This window comes from Microbacterium sp. 22179, from assembly GCF_052045715.1.
Classification (GTDB): Bacteria; Actinomycetota; Actinomycetes; order Actinomycetales; family Microbacteriaceae; genus Microbacterium; species Microbacterium galbinum.
In genome coordinates, this window is the sequence record NZ_JBQEPJ010000002.1 from 464,496 (window position 1) to 481,268 (window position 16,773).

18 protein-coding genes are annotated in these 16,773 nt (G+C 68.9%); 3 read left to right on the forward strand and 15 right to left on the reverse strand.

Going from position 1 to position 16,773, the window contains the following annotated elements; all coding sequences use genetic code 11:
- Positions 1-282 precede the first annotated feature (282 nt).
- The 8 genes from tuf to ACTJKK_RS07370 all read right to left on the reverse strand — a co-directional run bounded on the left by tuf (position 283) and on the right by ACTJKK_RS07370 (position 7,448).
- Entirely contained in the window at positions 283-1,473 is a 1,191-nt protein-coding gene (gene tuf / locus ACTJKK_RS07335; protein WP_042538710.1) for an elongation factor Tu, read from the reverse strand.
- Positions 1,474-1,620: 147 nt separating this feature from the next.
- On the reverse strand, positions 1,621-3,735 hold the full coding sequence (fusA, locus tag ACTJKK_RS07340) for an elongation factor G (RefSeq protein ID WP_282185368.1): 2,115 nt from the start codon (positions 3,733-3,735) through the stop codon (positions 1,621-1,623).
- A gap of 85 nt (positions 3,736-3,820) precedes the next feature.
- Positions 3,821-4,291 carry a 30S ribosomal protein S7 gene (gene rpsG / locus ACTJKK_RS07345; protein WP_017201608.1) on the reverse strand — a complete coding sequence of 157 codons (471 nt, stop codon included), beginning with the start codon at positions 4,289-4,291 and terminating at the stop codon, positions 3,821-3,823.
- A 5-nt stretch (positions 4,292-4,296) separates the two neighbouring features.
- A complete protein-coding gene (gene rpsL, locus ACTJKK_RS07350) occupies positions 4,297-4,665 on the reverse strand; it encodes a 30S ribosomal protein S12 (protein ID WP_017201609.1) in 369 nt (122 codons plus the stop codon).
- 228 nt (positions 4,666-4,893) lie between these two features.
- Complete coding sequence (locus tag ACTJKK_RS07355) at positions 4,894-5,541, reverse strand: spermidine/putrescine ABC transporter substrate-binding protein (protein WP_247634094.1); 648 nt, start codon at positions 5,539-5,541, stop codon at positions 4,894-4,896.
- A 70-nt stretch (positions 5,542-5,611) separates the two neighbouring features.
- Complete coding sequence (locus ACTJKK_RS07360; protein WP_440747485.1) at positions 5,612-6,049, reverse strand: hypothetical protein; 438 nt, start codon at positions 6,047-6,049, stop codon at positions 5,612-5,614.
- A gap of 65 nt (positions 6,050-6,114) precedes the next feature.
- A complete protein-coding gene (locus ACTJKK_RS07365; RefSeq protein ID WP_440747486.1) occupies positions 6,115-7,173 on the reverse strand; it encodes an ABC transporter in 1,059 nt (352 codons plus the stop codon).
- 122 nt (positions 7,174-7,295) lie between these two features.
- A complete protein-coding gene (locus tag ACTJKK_RS07370; protein ID WP_247634091.1) occupies positions 7,296-7,448 on the reverse strand; it encodes a hypothetical protein in 153 nt (50 codons plus the stop codon).
- Positions 7,449-7,564: 116 nt separating this feature from the next.
- Between ACTJKK_RS07370 and ACTJKK_RS07375 the strand changes: the two genes are divergently transcribed.
- Entirely contained in the window at positions 7,565-8,053 is a 489-nt protein-coding gene (locus tag ACTJKK_RS07375) for a YajQ family cyclic di-GMP-binding protein (protein ID WP_247625188.1), read from the forward strand.
- A 42-nt stretch (positions 8,054-8,095) separates the two neighbouring features.
- Here the strand turns inward: ACTJKK_RS07375 and ACTJKK_RS07380 are convergent, their stop codons facing one another.
- Positions 8,096-8,611, reverse strand: coding sequence for a GNAT family N-acetyltransferase (locus ACTJKK_RS07380; protein WP_440747487.1), 516 nt, complete (start codon positions 8,609-8,611; stop codon positions 8,096-8,098).
- 265 nt (positions 8,612-8,876) lie between these two features.
- Here ACTJKK_RS07380 and ACTJKK_RS07385 point away from each other — a divergent pair, with 265 nt between their 5' ends.
- Positions 8,877-9,509 (forward strand): GntR family transcriptional regulator, encoded by a 633-nt coding sequence (locus ACTJKK_RS07385; protein WP_247634089.1) that lies wholly within the window; start codon positions 8,877-8,879, stop codon positions 9,507-9,509.
- A gap of 27 nt (positions 9,510-9,536) precedes the next feature.
- On the opposite strand, the gene ACTJKK_RS07390 is transcribed toward ACTJKK_RS07385, so the two are convergent.
- From ACTJKK_RS07390 to ACTJKK_RS07410, 5 genes are all read right to left on the reverse strand, one after another.
- Positions 9,537-10,559, reverse strand: a complete 1,023-nt coding sequence (locus ACTJKK_RS07390; RefSeq protein ID WP_440747488.1) for an alpha/beta hydrolase — start codon at positions 10,557-10,559, stop codon at positions 9,537-9,539.
- Between the two features lie 24 nt (positions 10,560-10,583).
- Positions 10,584-11,957, reverse strand: a complete 1,374-nt coding sequence (locus tag ACTJKK_RS07395) for an FAD-dependent oxidoreductase (protein WP_440747489.1) — start codon at positions 11,955-11,957, stop codon at positions 10,584-10,586.
- Positions 11,958-12,020: 63 nt separating this feature from the next.
- The gene (locus tag ACTJKK_RS07400; RefSeq protein WP_247956757.1) at positions 12,021-13,082 is read right to left on the reverse strand and encodes a polyprenyl synthetase family protein; all 1,062 of its coding nucleotides are present in this window, start codon (positions 13,080-13,082) and stop codon (positions 12,021-12,023) included.
- Positions 13,083-13,102: 20 nt separating this feature from the next.
- Positions 13,103-13,834 (reverse strand): class I SAM-dependent methyltransferase, encoded by a 732-nt coding sequence (locus tag ACTJKK_RS07405; RefSeq protein WP_308194268.1) that lies wholly within the window; start codon positions 13,832-13,834, stop codon positions 13,103-13,105.
- 9 nt (positions 13,835-13,843) lie between these two features.
- Positions 13,844-14,437 carry a hypothetical protein gene (locus ACTJKK_RS07410; RefSeq protein ID WP_440747490.1) on the reverse strand — a complete coding sequence of 198 codons (594 nt, stop codon included), beginning with the start codon at positions 14,435-14,437 and terminating at the stop codon, positions 13,844-13,846.
- A gap of 36 nt (positions 14,438-14,473) precedes the next feature.
- Here ACTJKK_RS07410 and ACTJKK_RS07415 point away from each other — a divergent pair, with 36 nt between their 5' ends.
- On the forward strand, positions 14,474-15,733 hold the full coding sequence (locus ACTJKK_RS07415) for an isochorismate synthase (RefSeq protein WP_440747491.1): 1,260 nt from the start codon (positions 14,474-14,476) through the stop codon (positions 15,731-15,733).
- 26 nt (positions 15,734-15,759) lie between these two features.
- On the opposite strand, the gene ACTJKK_RS07420 is transcribed toward ACTJKK_RS07415, so the two are convergent.
- Positions 15,760-16,602: a PPK2 family polyphosphate kinase gene (locus ACTJKK_RS07420; protein ID WP_247956760.1), complete on the reverse strand. Its 843-nt coding sequence runs from the start codon at positions 16,600-16,602 to the stop codon at positions 15,760-15,762.
- Positions 16,603-16,773 lie beyond the last annotated feature (171 nt).

Consider the following 16,773-nt stretch of genomic DNA (forward strand, 5'->3'; position numbering starts at 1 on the left):
TCCCCGACGCGCAGGCTCTCCCCGATACAGGCAGGCGCACGCAGATCAGCGGCTCAGGGAAGCTTCGGGTTTCCCTGGCCGCTGCAGCGCCGGTACGACCCAGGGCTCGAACACATGCCTGCTTCGCCATGCTTTCGCATAGCGGTATTCACCATATCCAACACTTCGTGTTTTATTCAACTGGATAGGGGAACGAGTTTGGGATACCGGATTCTCGGGTGTCCGGGCAACACAAAAGGGGCCGGACCCGAAGGTCCGACCCCTTGTGCAGGAAGCAGATGCTTACTTGATGATCTTCGTGACCGTACCAGCGCCGACGGTACGTCCACCCTCACGGATGGCGAAGCCGAGGCCCTCTTCCATGGCGATCGGCTGGATCAGCTCGACCGTCACGTCGGTGGTGTCGCCGGGCATGACCATCTCGGTGCCCTCGGGCAGCGTGATGACGCCGGTGACGTCGGTGGTGCGGAAGTAGAACTGCGGGCGGTAGTTCGTGTAGAACGGGTTGTGACGGCCACCCTCGTCCTTCGACAGGATGTACGCGGTGCCCGCGAAGTCGGTGTGCGGCGTGACCGAACCCGGCTTCACGATGACCTGGCCGCGCTCGACGTCCTCACGCTTCGTACCACGGAGCAGGAGACCGCAGTTCTCGCCGGCCCATGCCTCGTCGAGCTGCTTGTGGAACATCTCGATACCCGTGACCGTGGTCTTGACGGTCGGACGCAGTCCGACGATCTCGACCTCGGAGTTGATGGCCAGGGTGCCACGCTCGGCGCGACCCGTGACGACAGTTCCACGACCGGTGATCGTGAAGACGTCCTCGACGGGCATCAGGAACGGCTTGTCCTTGTCGCGCACCGGGTCGGGCACGTTCTCGTCGACGGCCTCCATGAGGTCGAGGATCGACTGGACCCACTTCTCGTCACCCTCGAGGGCCTTGAGAGCGGAGACGCGGACGACAGGAGCGTCCTCGGCGAAGCCCTGCGAGGCGAGCAGCTCGGAGACCTCGAGCTCGACGAGCTCCAGGATCTCCTCGTCGTCGACCATGTCGGACTTGTTCAGCGCGACGAGCAGGTACGGAACGCCGACCTGCTTGGCGAGCAGAACGTGCTCACGCGTCTGAGCCATCGGGCCGTCGGTGGCGGCGACCACGAGGATCGCGCCGTCCATCTGAGCCGCACCGGTGATCATGTTCTTGACGTAGTCGGCGTGGCCGGGGGCGTCAACGTGCGCGTAGTGGCGCTTCGGGGTCTCGTACTCGATGTGCGAGATGTTGATGGTGATACCACGCTGGCGCTCTTCCGGCGCCGAGTCGATGGAAGCGAAGTCGCGCTGCACGTTGGTGTCAGACGGGAACTTGTCAGCAAGCACCTTCGAGATCGCTGCGGAGAGCGTGGTCTTGCCGTGGTCAACGTGACCGATGGTTCCGATGTTGACGTGCGGCTTGGTCCGCTCGAACTTGGCCTTAGCCACTGGGTCCTCCTCAGGACGTCGTGTAGAGGGTGCCGGGCACTGGATTGCGACCGGTTCTCTACGGGTGTGAATCTCAGTTTAGTAGAGAGGGAATGTGAAGTTGTAGGGGACCTGGGAGCCGGGCCGGAACCCGGCTCCCAGAAGTTGTTACTCGCCCGCGGTCTTCTGGACGATCTCGTCGGCCACGTTGCGGGGAACCTCAGCGTAGCTGTGGAACTCCATCGAGTAGACCGCGCGGCCCGAGGTCTTCGAGCGCAGGTCGCCGATGTAACCGAACATCTCGGACAGCGGCACCTGGGCACGGACGACCTTGACGCCGGCGGCGTCCTCCATCGACTGGATCTGGCCACGACGCGAGTTCAGGTCACCGATGACGTCGCCCATGTACTCCTCGGGAGTACGGACCTCGACGGCCATCAGCGGCTCGAGGAGAGCCGGGCTGGCGCGGCGAGCCGCTTCCTTGAAGCCCATGGAGCCGGCGATCTTGAACGCCATCTCCGAGGAGTCGACGTCGTGCGCGGCACCATCGACGATGGTCGCCTTGACGCCGACCATCGGGTAGCCCGCGAGGACTCCGACGTTCATGGCGTCCTGGAAACCGGCGTCGATCGAGCCGATGTACTCGCGCGGGATGCGTCCACCGGTGACGGCGTTGACGAACTCGTAGGTGTTCTCGGAGTCCAGGTCCATCGGCTCGATGGTGAACTGGATCTTCGCGAACTGACCCGAACCACCAGTCTGCTTCTTGTGCGTGTAGTCGTGCTTCTCGACGGCCTTGCGGATCGTCTCGCGGTACGCGACCTGGGGCTTTCCGACGTTGGCCTCGACGTTGAACTCGCGCTTCATGCGATCGACGAGGATGTCGAGGTGCAGCTCGCCCATTCCCTTGATGGTCGTCTGACCGGTCTCGGGGTTGAGCTCGGTGCGGAAGGTCGGGTCCTCTTCAGCGAGCTTCTGGATGGCGACACCCAGCTTCTCCTGGTCGGCCTTGGTCTTCGGCTCGATGGCGACCTCGATCACGGGCTCCGGGAACGTCATCGACTCGAGGACGACCGGGGAGGCCGGGTCGGTCAGGGTGTCACCGGTGGTGGTGTCCTTCAGACCGATGACGGCGTAGATGTTGCCCGCGGTGACCGAGGGGACCGGGATCTCCTTGTTGGCGTGCATCTGGAAGATCTTTCCGATGCGCTCCTTCTTGCCCTTGGTCGAGTTGATGACCGCGGAGCCCGACTCGAGCGAACCCGAGTAGACGCGCACGTAGGTCAGACGACCGAAGAACGGGTGCACCGCGACCTTGAACGCCAGCGCGGCGAACGGGTCGTTGGCGTCGGGGTGACGCTCGATGATCTTCTCGGGGTCCTTGGGGTCGTGCGCCTCGATCGAGCCCACGTCGAGCGGGTTCGGGAGGAAGTCGACGACCGCGTCCAGCATCGGCTGCACGCCGCGGTTCTTGAACGCCGAGCCGCAGAGCACCGGGTAGATCTCCGAGGCGACCGTCATCTTGCGGATGGCGCCCTTGATCTCGGCGACCGTGAGCTCCTCGCCACCGAAGAACTTCTCGAGGAGTGCGTCGTCGCTCTCGGCGACGGTCTCGAGCAGCTGCTGGCGGTAGGAGTCGGCCTTCTCCTTGAGGTCGGCCGGGATCTCCTGGATCTCGTAGGAGGCGCCCATGGTCACATCACCCTTGGCGTCACCCGCCCACACCAGTGCGCGCATCTCGATGAGGTCGACGACACCGATGAAGTCGCTCTCCGCGCCGATGGGCAGCTGGATGACCAGCGGCTTGGCGCCGAGGCGGTTGATGATCGTGTCGACCGTGAAGTAGAAGTCGGCGCCGAGCTTGTCCATCTTGTTGACGAAGCAGATGCGCGGGACGTTGTACTTGTCGGCCTGACGCCACACGGTCTCGGACTGGGGCTCGACGCCCTCCTTGCCGTCGAAGACGGCGACCGCACCGTCGAGGACGCGGAGCGAGCGCTCCACCTCGACCGTGAAGTCCACGTGACCGGGGGTGTCGATGATGTTGATCTGGTTCTTGTTCCAGTAGCAGGTCACGGCGGCAGACGTGATCGTGATGCCGCGCTCCTTCTCCTGTTCCATCCAGTCGGTGGTCGAAGCACCGTCGTGGGTCTCGCCCAGCTTGTGGTTGACACCCGTGTAGAACAGGATGCGCTCAGTCGTGGTGGTCTTGCCAGCATCGATGTGCGCCATGATGCCGATGTTGCGGACCTTGCTCAGGTCGGTGAGCACGTCTTGTGCCACGGGAGTGTCCTTATCTTTTCTGGCAGTCGTACTGCGAAGAGGGGGTGCCCGCCCCCGACGGATGGCCGGGGGCGGGCGGAGCTGTTTACCAGCGGTAGTGAGCGAACGCGCGGTTCGACTCGGCCATCTTGTGGGTGTCTTCGCGGCGCTTGACCGCGGCACCCAGGCCGTTCGAGGCGTCGAGGATCTCGTTCTGGAGACGCTCGGTCATCGTCTTCTCACGACGACCCTTGGCGTAGCTGACGAGCCAGCGCAGCGCGAGGGTGTTCGCGCGGTGCGGCTTGACCTCGACCGGCACCTGGTAGGTCGAGCCACCGACGCGGCGGCTGCGGACCTCGAGGGTGGGGCGGACGTTGTCGAGCGCCTTCTTGAGCGTGGCGACGGCATCCTGACCGTTCTTCGCCTCGACGCCGCGGAGGGCGCCGTAGACGATCGACTCGGCCAGCGACTTCTTGCCGTCGACGAGGATCTTGTTCACCAGCGAGGTGACGATCGGAGCGCCGTAGACCGGGTCGTTGACGACGGGGCGCTTGGGGGCGGGACCCTTACGAGGCATCTAACTCAACCCTTCTTCGCGCCGTAGCGGGAACGAGCCTGCTTACGGTTCTTGACGGCCTGGGTGTCCAGGGCGCCACGGACGATCTTGTAACGCACACCGGGGAGGTCCTTGACACGACCGCCACGGACGAGCACCAGCGAGTGCTCCTGGAGGTTGTGGCCCTCACCGGGGATGTACGCGGTGACCTCGGTGCCGTTGCGGAGCTTCACACGGGCGACCTTGCGCATCGCCGAGTTCGGCTTCTTCGGGGTGGTGGTGTAGACGCGGGTGCAGACCCCGGCCTGCTGCGGGTTCGACTTGAGCGCCGGCGCCTTGGTCTTGGTGACCTTGGGCGAGCGACCCTTGCGAACCAACTGCTGAATGGTTGGCACGTTCTCTCCTCATAATGCTGCACGGTGACAGCGTGATGGGTTTCACATCATGACCCACCGGCGCGTCCGAACGGACGCGCCTTTGGTGTGGTGGGTATGCCGTGGGGGCGGACCGGCCATGGGGCCGGCGCCCAGCGCGCACGTCGAGACGTGCACACACCTGACCAAGTGTAATGGCGCGTAACCTGCCGGTCAAATGACCGCGGGCTCCTCGCGCGGATGCCGTCGCTAGCTCGGGTCGGCGTCGAAGGGCGAGTCGAGCGACTGGGTCAGCTCGGCGAGGAGCGCCTCGATCTGCGGCTCGATGTGCTGCGCGATGGCGGCCTGGATCGGCAGACGGTGACGCAGCAGCAGACCGCAGATCTCACGGCCGACCATGTTGGCGTACTCATCGGCCAGACCGACCTCCTGGCGCAGCGCCACCTTCGCCTCCTCGGTCAACGGCGGCAGGGGCGGCAGCGTCTCGGCCGCGTCGTCGGCGAGGCCGGCGATCGTGAAGAGGAACGGCGCGCCCGGAACCGGATCGGGATCGAGCGGCAACCCGTCGAACTCGGGGTCGAGGTCTTCGGCCGGGCGGTAGCTGCGCGCGCGGTTGCGGGCGGCCTGCTGATCGAGTTCGCGCTGCAGCATCGGCAGGTTGCGGGCGGTGTAGTCGGCGACCGCGTGATCGACGATCGTCTTCAACCGCGTCGAGAGCCCGTGCTGCACGCCGTGCGGCACGTTCGCTCCGATCCCCGCGGCGGAGAGCAGCGGGGAGCCGAGGCACCGGCGGCACGGCGCGATCCGACCGCGATGGGTCGCCGGCTCCCAGCGCGGCACCCAGCGCAACCAGGCCTCGACGGCCTGGTCGACCTGCGTCTCCAACGAGCGCTCCACCCCACCAGGGTACGCGCGAGCGGGCGCTCCGCGGCGACACGCCGGGAGAGCGGCGCGTCATCGCCGCTCATCACTCCGCGTCTTCGTCGCGTTCCCAGGGCCAGCGCGGATGCCGTGCGCGGGTGCGCCGCAGGGCGATCCCGGCCCAGGCGCCGATCGCGGCGGCCAGGAGCAGCACGGCACTCGCTCCCCCGCGCACCAGGTCGCCGGCGACCGCCGTCGCGAGCAGCGCGCTCCCGGCGACGCTCGCCACGGCGATCCAGACCGCGCCCAGATGCACGAGCGCCGTCGCCACCGCGATCACGAGCGCCGAGAAGAACGACGGCCCGGGGCGACGGACGACCGACCAGAGCAGGACGGCGAAGGCGAGCACGGCCGCGGCCATGCCGCTGATGCCCGGCCACTGCCCCAGCCCCGGCGTCGCGATGATGTCGCTGTCGGTGAGGAAGCTCAGTCCACCGAGCCCGAAGATCACCAGTGCGAAGAAGCCGACGGTGGCGAAGACCACCGCCAGGACAGGCGAAACCCCCGCGGACTCGGGTCCACGGGGGTTCGGCATCGGCGTGTGCGTCATTACCTCGACAGCGTCGGGCCGGCCTCGAGGGTGCGCTCGTACTCGCGCTGCGCCTCGAGGTTCAGCTCGGTCTTGCGGGCACCGCTGCGGGCGACCCAGGCGCCGAACCAGATGGTGAGTTCGCGGGCGAACACGAACGCGACGATCGCGAGCGGGGCGAGGAGCTGACCGCCGATGAGGTCGGCGCCCTCGGAAGCGGTGAGCGTCCAGAACTGCGCCTGGAAGAGCTGCCCGAGAAGGTGGCCGCCGTACGCGATCGCGCCGACGATGATGCCGAAGACGACCCAGAGACCCCAGCGACCGCGATTGATGATCGCGCCGAGCAGCCAGAAACCGAGGAAGAAGACGGCGACCGGCACCCAGTATCCCGCGGTCTGCAGCGGTGCGAGAGCGGCCTGCCCGATGTTGCTGCCGTCGACGTCGCCCGCAAGCGCGCCCAACCCGAGCGTGGCACCCAGGTAGAGCACGGCGAAGGCGAGGGTGGCGAGGAGTCCGATCGCGCCGGCCGTTCCACGGTTGCCGCGGTCGCGCGGCGGCTCGGGAGCCTGGACGAAGATCGGCTGCGGCTGCGAGGGAGCGGCTGCGGCGAACGCCGGCTCCGAGGGGACGATGGTGGTCTCGGCGTCGGCACGCGAGGAGTAAGCGGTGTCGGCGACCGTCGGCGTCTCGTCGACGTACGCGGTGGGCGCGGCGATCACCTCGGTGGCCTCGGCGCCGTAGACGGGCTCGCGGCGCTCGACCGGAGCCGAGAACGTGCCCGGGTGATCGCGCTCCGCGGCCTCGAAGGCCGCGAGATCGGGGTCGACGGCCGGAGCGGCGGTCGCGGCATCCGTCGTGGCGGGCTCGGACACGGCGGCACCAGAAGCGGCGGCACCGGAAGCGGCGTCGCTGTGGATGGCGGCGTCACCGCGGGCGGCATCGTCACGGATCGCGGCGTTGTCGCCGGCGGGCACGTCGGCACCGGCCGCGGCGGCGGCGTCGAGACCCTCGTTCGCGCTGTCGAGGACGTCGTTGACGTCCTTCGGCCGCTCGGGCTGGGGAACCTCGGGGTCACTCATGGGGTGCGCCTCTCATCGGAAGTGTGCAGTGCGAGGGTACCGCCGCCCTCGGACACGCTCCGGGAGGCGTGCCGACGTGTCGGCATTCGCCCTCCGGGGCGTTCGGGAAGCGACGGTCCCGCTCAGGGGAAAATCGATCGCAACGTGTCGCCGGCGAACGCGGCGAGCACGGGCATCATCGGCAGGGAGAGCCAGATCAATCCGGCGACGACACCGGCGCAGACCACTCCCGCGAACCAGCTCATCGCCAGGTTGCGTCCACCGACTCGTGCCATGCCTTCACGCTACGACCGAAGTATCGGTTGCACGCGGAGCAACGCCGAGACGCCCGCGTGTCGCGGGGCCACGGGCGCGAGCGGCGCGGGTTGCGCACTCTCGGTACACTCCCTGTATGGCTGACAGTTCCTTTGACATCGTCTCGAAAGTGGATCACCAGGAGGCCGAGAACGCCCTGAACCAGGCCCGCAAGGAGATCGAGCAGCGCTACGACTTCAAGGGCACGGGCGCGTCGATCGCCTGGAGCGGCGAGCAGATCCTCATCATCGCCGGCACCGAGGAGCGCGCGAAGGCCGTGCTCGACGTGTTCCAGTCCAAGCTGATCAAGCGCGGCATCTCGCTCAAGAGCCTCGACTCCGGCGACCCGTTCGCCAGTGGCAAGGAGTTCCGCATCGTCTCGACGCTCAAGGACGGCATCTCCTCGGAGAACGCGAAGAAGATCAACAAGATCATCCGCGACGAGGGACCCAAGGGCGTCAAGAGCCAGATCCAGGGCGACGAGCTGCGCGTGCAGTCGAAGAGTCGCGACGACCTCCAGTCGGTGATCGCCCTCCTCAAGGGCTCCGACCTCGACGTCGACCTGCAGTTCATCAACTACCGCTGACCGCGTCGTCACCCGTTCGTGAAGCCTCGCCCCGGCGGGGCTTCACGCGTTTCCGGAGGCCGCTTCCCCGAGGTCGTACACCCACTCGTTGATCGCGAGAGACGCTCCGCGGAACTCCTCGACGAGCGAGCCGACGTGGGCGAATCCCGCGCGACGGCACACGGCGTTCGACGCGGCGTTGTCAACGCCGGGGAAGGCCGTGAGCATCCGTCGCTCCCCCGGCTCGGCCCGCGCCTGCGCGACGACCAGCGCGACCGCGCGCGCCGCGATCCCGCGACCCTGCGCCTCGGGCAGCACGAACCACCCCGTCTCCCATGCGTCGGTGTCGCGCCAGCGCACCGGCCAGAAGCCGATCGACCCGACCGGCATCCCACCCTCGAGGATCACCGACATGTGCGCCGCACCCGAGGCGTTCAGGCGCAGGTAGCGCGCATGGCGCTCCTCGACCTGGGCGTCGGTCTCGGAGCCGTTCAGGTGCGACGTCATCGCGGGCGCATTGGCCCGGTGCAGGAGCGGCAGGTCGCCGGAACCCCAAGGGCGCAGAGTGAGCTCGTCCATCCCCGGAGCTTCCCACGGACCGCCGACACGCACCACAGCGACGCATCACCGCGGCATCGACGCAGGCCCACCGCAAGAACTCCGCAAGAACGATAGGCACGGCGGCCCCACAGGTGCATGATGTAGTTTCCTGCGGGAGCGTATGGGGCGCTCACGCAGCACAGCAGAACCGAAGACAGCAGGAAGCACGACAGCAGGCGCACCGCGCGACCGGGAGGCGCGACGCCAGCGGTGGTGAACCGACGAACTTACTGGGGGTAAGTCGATGAGCAGCATTGAAACCACACACATCGGCGAAGGAAAACAGCTCCTCGCAGACGAGGTGTTCCACCACATCGGCCAGCAGATCATCGACGGGGTGATGGAGCCGGGCCACCGCATCCGCGACGTCACCGTCGCCGACGAGCTCCACGTCTCGCGCACGCCCGTTCGCGAGGCCCTGCAGCGCCTCGAGCGTCTGGGACTGGTCACGATGTACCCGAGCCGCTACACCGAGGTCACGCTCGTCACACCCGAGATCGTGCTCGGCACGCTCGAGTTCGCCGGCTACCAGGCGGGCGTCTCCGCGCGCATGGGCGTGCCCAAACTGACCGAGGTCGAGCGCGCCTACCTGGCGGGACTCGTCGAGCGGCTGCACACCACGCTCGACGATGCCGCGAAGACGTCCGAGGGCCGGTGGGCGGTCTTCTCGTACCTCACGCACCGCGCGGGCAATCCCCAGCACAGCGCCCTCGTCAACGACTCGAGCATCGCGCTGTTCCGCAACCTCCGCAACTGGGTGGTACCCGTCGAGGACCGCGCGCACATGACGCAGGTGTACGCCGACTTCCGCGATGCGGTGGAACGGGGAGACGGCGACGACGCCGAGCGTCTCGCCCGCGCCATGTACTACGTCTGACGCCTGCGGGGCGGACGGCCGCCCGCGTCACCCGGCGGCTCGCCACCCCTTCACCCAGCGGTCGAGCCGCCGGTACGCGTCCTCGCGTGCGTCGTGCGCCGAGAGGAACACGTCGTGCAGCGCACCGTCGATCCGCTCGACGGTGACCGACGGCCCGAGGCGCAGCGCGGCGCGGGCGATGTCCTCGACCACGAGCACGGTATCCGCCCGCGTGAGCTCGTCGGACCACCGCGTCGGCGACGCGAACCGCGCCGACAGCAGCACGCACACCGGCGCCGTGATCGACAGCCCCGCCGCGACCGTGCGGTGCCCGCTGAGGATCGCGTGCAACCAGCCGGCGTGCACCGCCATGGTCTGCTGCGGGCGCCAGCGGAGGTCGACCTCCATCGGGTCGTCGGGATCGGCCACCGCCTCCTGTGCCCGACTGTAGAAGCCGAGATCGATCTGCGGTGCCGCATCAAGCGGGCGCAGCCGCGCCTGCAGCTCGACCATCGGCGCGATCGCCGCGCGCGCCGCCGCGAACTGGAACTCCAACCACGGACTGTTGAGGATCACGGCATCCGCCATCCCCGGATGCCGTGATGCCCAGAGGCTCAGCGTCAGCCCGCCCGTCGAGTGTCCGAGCAGCACGAGGCGCCGAGGCGACGCCGCGGCATCCGCTCCCCGGCCCATCGCATCGAGCGCCGCGGCGATGTCCTCGTCGTAGGTCGCGAGATCGGTCACGTAGCCGGGCGTCTGCCCGTCGCGCAGGCTGCGCCCGTACTTGCGCAGATCCAGCGCGAAGAACCGCGCGCCGCGCGAGGTCCAGAACCGTGCGAGGCGCTTCTGGAAGAAGTAGTCCGACCAGCCGTGCACGTAGAGCACGTCGACGTCGTGCAGGAGCGGCATCCGTCCCCGCAGGCGCTCCCACCACCCGACGGATGCCGGCAGCGCGCGCACCAGGGTCGCGACGACCGGGCCCTGGTCGTCGTCGGCGAGCGGCAGCGTCAGCTGCTCGAACTCGTCGCCGAGGATGTCGGGGATCCAGTGCGCGGAGCCGGTGTCAGCCATGCGGCCAGGCTATCCGAGGGCGACTCACTCCCCGCGGGAGACGCGCACCATCTCGTCACGCGGCACGACCTTGACGCGCGCCCGCTCGTGCGGAGCACCGAGGGCGATCTCGTGCTCGTCGAGGCGGTGCCAGCCGTCGAGATCGGTCCACTTCACGTCGCGCTCCTCGAGCAGCGCCGGGATGGCCTCCTCCGAGGGGTCCTCCGGGTGCCACCACGAGCCCTGGTCGTTGATGATGTGACGCACGGTCTCCATCGCGTCGGACTTGGTGTGGCCGATGAGCCCGACCGGTCCGCGCTTGATCCAGCCGGTCGCGTAGATGCCGGGAACCTTCTCGTTCGAGTCCTTCGCGAGCACCTGCCCTTCGCGGTTCGGGATCACGCCGTGCTTCTTGTCGAAGGGCACGCCGGGCAGCGGCGAGCCGAAGTAGCCGATCGCGCGGTACAGCGCCTGGATCGGCAGCTCGCGCATCTCGCCGGTGCCGATCGCGCCGCCCTGCCCGTCGGGCTGGGTGCGCTCGTAGACGAGCGCCGCGACGCGACCGCTGTCGTCGGTGCGCACCTCGACCGGGCGCGCCCAGAAGTGCAGGTGCAGGCGACGGGATGCCGTTCCGCCGGCGTTGTTGACCGAGTCGAGCTTGCGCCACGACTGCAGGATGCGATCGATGACCATGACCTGCTTGTTGCTCGCGACGGCATCCTTGGCGGCGTCATCGTAGTCGAAGTCCTCGTCGTAGACGACCATGTCGACGTCGCGCAGCTCGCCGAGCTCGCGCAGCTCGAGCGGAGTGAACTTCACCTGCGCCGGGCCCCGGCGTCCGAAGACGTGCACGTCGGTGACCGCGCTGGACTTCAGGCCCTCGTAGACGTTCTCAGGCACCTCGGTGACGAGCAGGTCCTCGGCATGCTTGGCGAGCATGCGCGACACGTCGAGCGCGACGTTGCCGTTGCCGAGCACGGCGACGGATGCCGCGTCGAGCGGCCACTCGCGCGGCACGTCGGGGTGCCCGTCGAACCAGCTGACGTAGTCGGCCGCACCGTAGGAGGCGACCGCGTCGATGCCGGGGATGTCGAGAGAGGTGTCGCGGATCGCGCCGGTCGCGAAGATCACGGCGTTGTAGTGCTTCTTGAGGTCGTCGAGCGTGATGTCCTCGCCGAAGCGCACGTTGCCGAACAGGCGGATGTCACCGCGGTCGAGCACATCGCGCAGCGCGTTGATGATGCCCTTGATGCGGGGGTGATCGGGGGCGACGCCATAGCGGACCAGTCCATAGGGCGCCGGCAGCTGCTCGAACAGGTCGATCGAGACGTCGAACTTGCGCTCGGCCTTCAGCAGCAGGTCGGCCGCGTAGATCCCGGCGGGTCCTGCACCGACGATGGCCAGTCTGAGCTTGGTCATGGAGGTCCTTTCGTATGCCGTCGCGTGAGCCGCACAGCCGCGCCCGTCCGGACGCGGCGCCGGTCAGCTGGAGCGTTCGGCGAGGGTCTCGGCGAAGCGCGTCAGCGCCTCGCGCACGGTGCCCCGGGGCAGCGGTGCGAGCGCGGCGATCGCGTCGCGCGTCCACGTCAGGGCGAGATCGAGGGTCTTCTGCGTCGCCGCGTGATCGCGCAGCTCGGCGAGCGGTCCGTCGAGGATCGCGGGGTCCTCACCGTCGGCGATGCGCACGACTCCGGCGTCGATGCGGGCGGCGAGGTCGGCGGCATCCGCGTCGTCCTGCGCCTTCAGCAGCAGGTACGGCATGGTGGGCACGCCCGCGCGCAGGTCGGTGCCGGGGACCTTGCCGGTGTCCTCCGGCTTGGCCGACAGATCGATGACGTCGTCGAGCAGCTGGAACGCCACGCCGATCTTCTCGCCGTAGACCCGCAGCGGCTCCTCGTACTCGCTCGGCGCGTTCGAGAAGATCACCCCGCCCTGCGTCGCGGCGGCGATCAGCGAGCCGGTCTTGTCGGCGAGCACCTGGATGTAGAAGTCGATGGGGTCGTCGTCGGGCTGCGCGCCGAGCGTCTCGTGCATCTGCCCCAGGACGAGGCGCTCGAACGTGTCGGCCTGCAGGCGGATCGCCCGCTCGCCGAGACGCGACATGAGCTGGCTGGCCCGCGAGAAGAGGATGTCACCGGTGAGGATGGCGATGTTGTTGCCCCACACGGCGTGCGCGGCGGGAACCCCGCGGCGGCGGTCGGCTCCGTCCATGACGTCGTCGTGGTAGAGCGAGCCGAGGTGCGTGATCTCGAGCGCCTTGGCGACGTCGATCACCTTCTCGGTGTTGCCGTCGCCGAGCTGGGCGGCGAGGAGCGTCAGCACCGGACGGATGCGCTTGCCTCCGGCCTCGTACAAGTACCGGCTCGCGGCGTCGGCGAGGGGATCGGCGACGCGCACGTCTTCGGCCAATCCGGTCTCGACGAGCTCGAGCCCGTCCTCGATCGCGCGCGCGACGCGCCGCGCAGCAGGACCGATGAAGACACGGTCGCTGAAACCCAGACGGCTCGCCAGTCGCGATCCCGGGGCTACGGGGCTCGAAGTCACGTTGTCAGCCTACCGTCGTCTCAGGCGGGCTTTCGCGCCCGGTGCAGGGCGACGATCCCGAAGGTGAGGTTGCGGTACGCGACGTCGATCCAGCCGGCCTCGCGGATCCACTCGGCCAGGCGCTTCTGGTCGGGCCAGGCCGCGATCGACTCGTTGAGGTAGTCGTAGGCGTCGCCGTTGGTGCCGGCGACGCGGGCGACACGCGGCAGCACCTGCGCGTTGTAGAAGCGGTACGCGCCGCGGAAGAGCGGAGCGGGGGGCGTGGAGAACTCGTTGATCACGAGACGCCCGCCCGGCTTGGTGACGCGGAACAGCTCGCGCAGCGCTTTCTTCGGGTCGTTGACGTTGCGCAGCGCGTACGACATGGTGACGGCGTCGAACTCGTCGTCGCCGAACGGCAGCGCGGTGGCATCGGCCTGCACGAAGGAGAGGTTGCGCATCGACCCGTGGCGGCGCTCGCCCTCGGCGAGCATGCCCGGCGAGAAGTCGGCGGCGACCACCCGGGCGCCGCTGCGGGCGAGGGATGCCGACGACGACGCCGTGCCCGCCCCCAGATCGAGGATGCGCTCCCCCGGCTTCGGCGCGACGGCGCGCGTCGTCGCCGCTCGCCACAGCACGTCGTTACCGAAGGTCATGGCGGTGTTCGTGCGGTCGTACCCGGCCGCCACCTGGTCGAACATGCCGCTGACGCGCGCGGGGTCCTTACCGAGATCGGCGCGGTTGGGCTCGCTGCGGGGGTCGTTCGAGGTCACCCGACCAGTCTAGGCGTCGGGTCTGTGCGCATTCTGCGGGTTGACAGGGTCGAACCCGTGCAGGTCGAACGACTCGAGCAGGTCGAGCCATCGATCCGCCGTCGCATCGTCGAAGGGCGCGACCCGGGCACGCACCCGCTCCTCGAGGTCGAGCGCCAGCGCCTCCAGCCGCGCAATGATCTCGGGCGGATACCCGTAGCGCGCGCTGTGCTCCGCCCACTCGTCACGGTCGTCGACCCAGGTGCCGCGCTCGCCCTCGACGCGCACGACGTCGAGATCCATGTCGATGCCGGTCGCGAGCAGCGGATCGTCGCTCCAGTGCACGTCCCAACCGAGATCGACGTAGATGCGCATACCCTTCGAATGCCCCCGGTTCACCGTCAGGGCGAAGTCGCCCTGGTGCGGGATCAGGGTCACGTTGGGGCCGCCGGCGAGGTAGTCCCGCCCCGGACGACTGCTGCGCCATCCGGCGGGCTGCCCCACCCAGTCACCCCAGGCATCCGCCCCGAGGTACACGCTCTCGTGGCGCCAGTGCGGAGACCCGTCCCACTTTCGCCACTGCACGATCATCGGGGTTCCCACGGCGGGACGGGCATCGCTCATGCGCTCAGCCTAGAACGCAGAGATTAGGCTGGAGCCGTGAGCAGCGCGCTGGTCGTGGAGACCCGAGAGATCGATCCGATCGAAGACCTCCTGGCATCGGCCTCCCCCTCCCGCCCCCTCGCCTGGCTGCGCCGCGGCGACGGCATCGTGGCCGTCGGCGAGCCCCTGCGCGAGCTGCGTGCCTCGGCCGGAGCGAACGGCCTGCGCAGCGCCGCCCTCGCCACCGCCTGGCGCCGCCTCGCCTCCACCGCGCGCATCGACGACCCGGTCGGCCTGCCCGGCACCGGGCTCGTCGCCTTCGGCGCCCTCGCGTTCGACGAGCGCTCGTCGAGCGACAGCGTGCTGGTCATCCCCTCGCAGGTGATCGGACGCCACGGCGACCGGTTCTGGCGCACGACCATCGGCTACGCCGACGAGAACGCGGATGCCGTCGCCCCGAGCACCGTCGCGGATCACCCGTACGGACCGCACTGGGCCGGGACCGTCGGCCCCGGTGCGCAGACGCCCCAGGGATACCAGGACTCCGTGCGCCAGGCGCTCGGCCGGATCGCCGCGGGTGAGCTGAGCAAGGTCGTGCTCGCGCGCGACCTCACCGGCAGCATCCCCGCCGGCTCCGACCTGCGCCGTCTCGTGCGCGCGCTGTCGACCGGATACCCCGACACCTGGGCGTTCGCGGTCGACGGATTGATCGGCGCGAGCCCCGAGACCCTCGTCACGGTGCACGAGCGCACGGTCACCGCGCGCGTGCTCGCGGGCACCGCGGGGCGCGGAGCGGATGCCGACGCCGACACCGCCGTCTCGGCCGCCCTCGCTTCGAGCACCAAGGACCTCGACGAACATCAGTACGCGGTGCAGAGCGTGCTCGCCTCGCTGCGCCCGCACACCCGGGCGCTGGCGGCGAGCGAGCAGCCGTTCCTGCTGAAACTGCCGAACCTGTTCCACCTCGCGACCGACGTGGAGGGCGAGCTGGCGGAGGGTGAATCGGCGCTCGACCTGGTCGGGGCGCTGCATCCGACCGCGGCCGTGGCCGGCACCCCGACGACGATCGCCATCGGCGTGATCCGCGAGCTGGAGCCCTTCGACCGCGGGCGCTACGCGGGCCCGGTCGGATGGGTGGATGCCGCGGGCAACGGCGAGTGGGCGATCGCGCTGCGCTGCGCTCAGTTCACCGCGACCGACGACGACATCGCCGTGACCGCTTATGCGGGCGCGGGCATCGTCGCAGGCTCCGACCCCGAGTCGGAGCTGCTGGAGACCCGGGTGAAGTTCCGCCCGCTGGTCGACGCCCTGGCCTGAACCGGCATCAGCGCCGCCCGCGGGGCTCAACTCGCGGCGAGCCGCTTCTTCTCGACCTCGACGTCGAAGTCGGCGACCGGCCACTGCGGGTCGATGTCCTCCAGCGCCGCGAGCAGCAGCTCCTGCACCGCGAGACGCGCGTACCATTTGCGGTTCGCGGGTACGACGTGCCAGGGCGCGATCTCGGTCGAGGTGCGCTCGAACACCGTCTGATACGCCCGCATGTACTCGGGCCAGACGAGCCGCTCGTCGACGTCGCCGGGGTTGTACTTCCAGTGCTTGTCGGGGCGCTCGAGACGTTCCATGAGCCGCGACTTCTGCTCTTCGGGCGAGATGTGCAGCATGACCTTCACGATGCGGATGCCGGAGGCCGCGGCATCCGCCTCGAACGCGTTGATCGCGTCGTAGCGCCGCTCGATCTCCTCGGGCGGCGCGAGTGCACGCACGCGCCCGATCAGCACGTCCTCGTAGTGCGAGCGGTCGAAGACGCCGATGAACCCAGGCTCGGGCAGCCGCTTCTCGATGCGCCAGAGGAAGTCGTGCGCGCGCTCCTCGTCGGTCGGGGCCTTGAACGCCGCGAGCGAGACGCCCTGCGGGTCGACCCCGCCCACGACGTGCCGCACGATGCCGCCCTTGCCCGCCGAGTCCATGGCCTGCAGCACGAGCAGCACGGCATCCGTCGCGGTGCCGGTGCGACTCTCGGCGAACAGGCGCTCCTGCAGATCGTTGAGTGCGACCAGTCCCTCGGCGAGGTCGCGGGCGCCGTCGGCTTTGTGCCCGTGATAGCCGGGCGTGCTCTCGGCGTCGACATCGTCGAGACGGAAGCCGTCGCCGACGCGGAGGGTCTCGGTCCACTGGTGAGCGTTCATCTGCTCATGATGGCCGAGTCGCAGGCTTCCGCGCACGTCTCGAGCTGCACCGATCGGTGGGAAATGTCGGTCACCGGGCGGCAGAACCGACATTTCGCACCGGTCGGTAGGCATGGGCAGCGAGCGGTGGGCATGGCAGCGAGCGGTGGGGCTCCGCGGGCGAGACGGTCA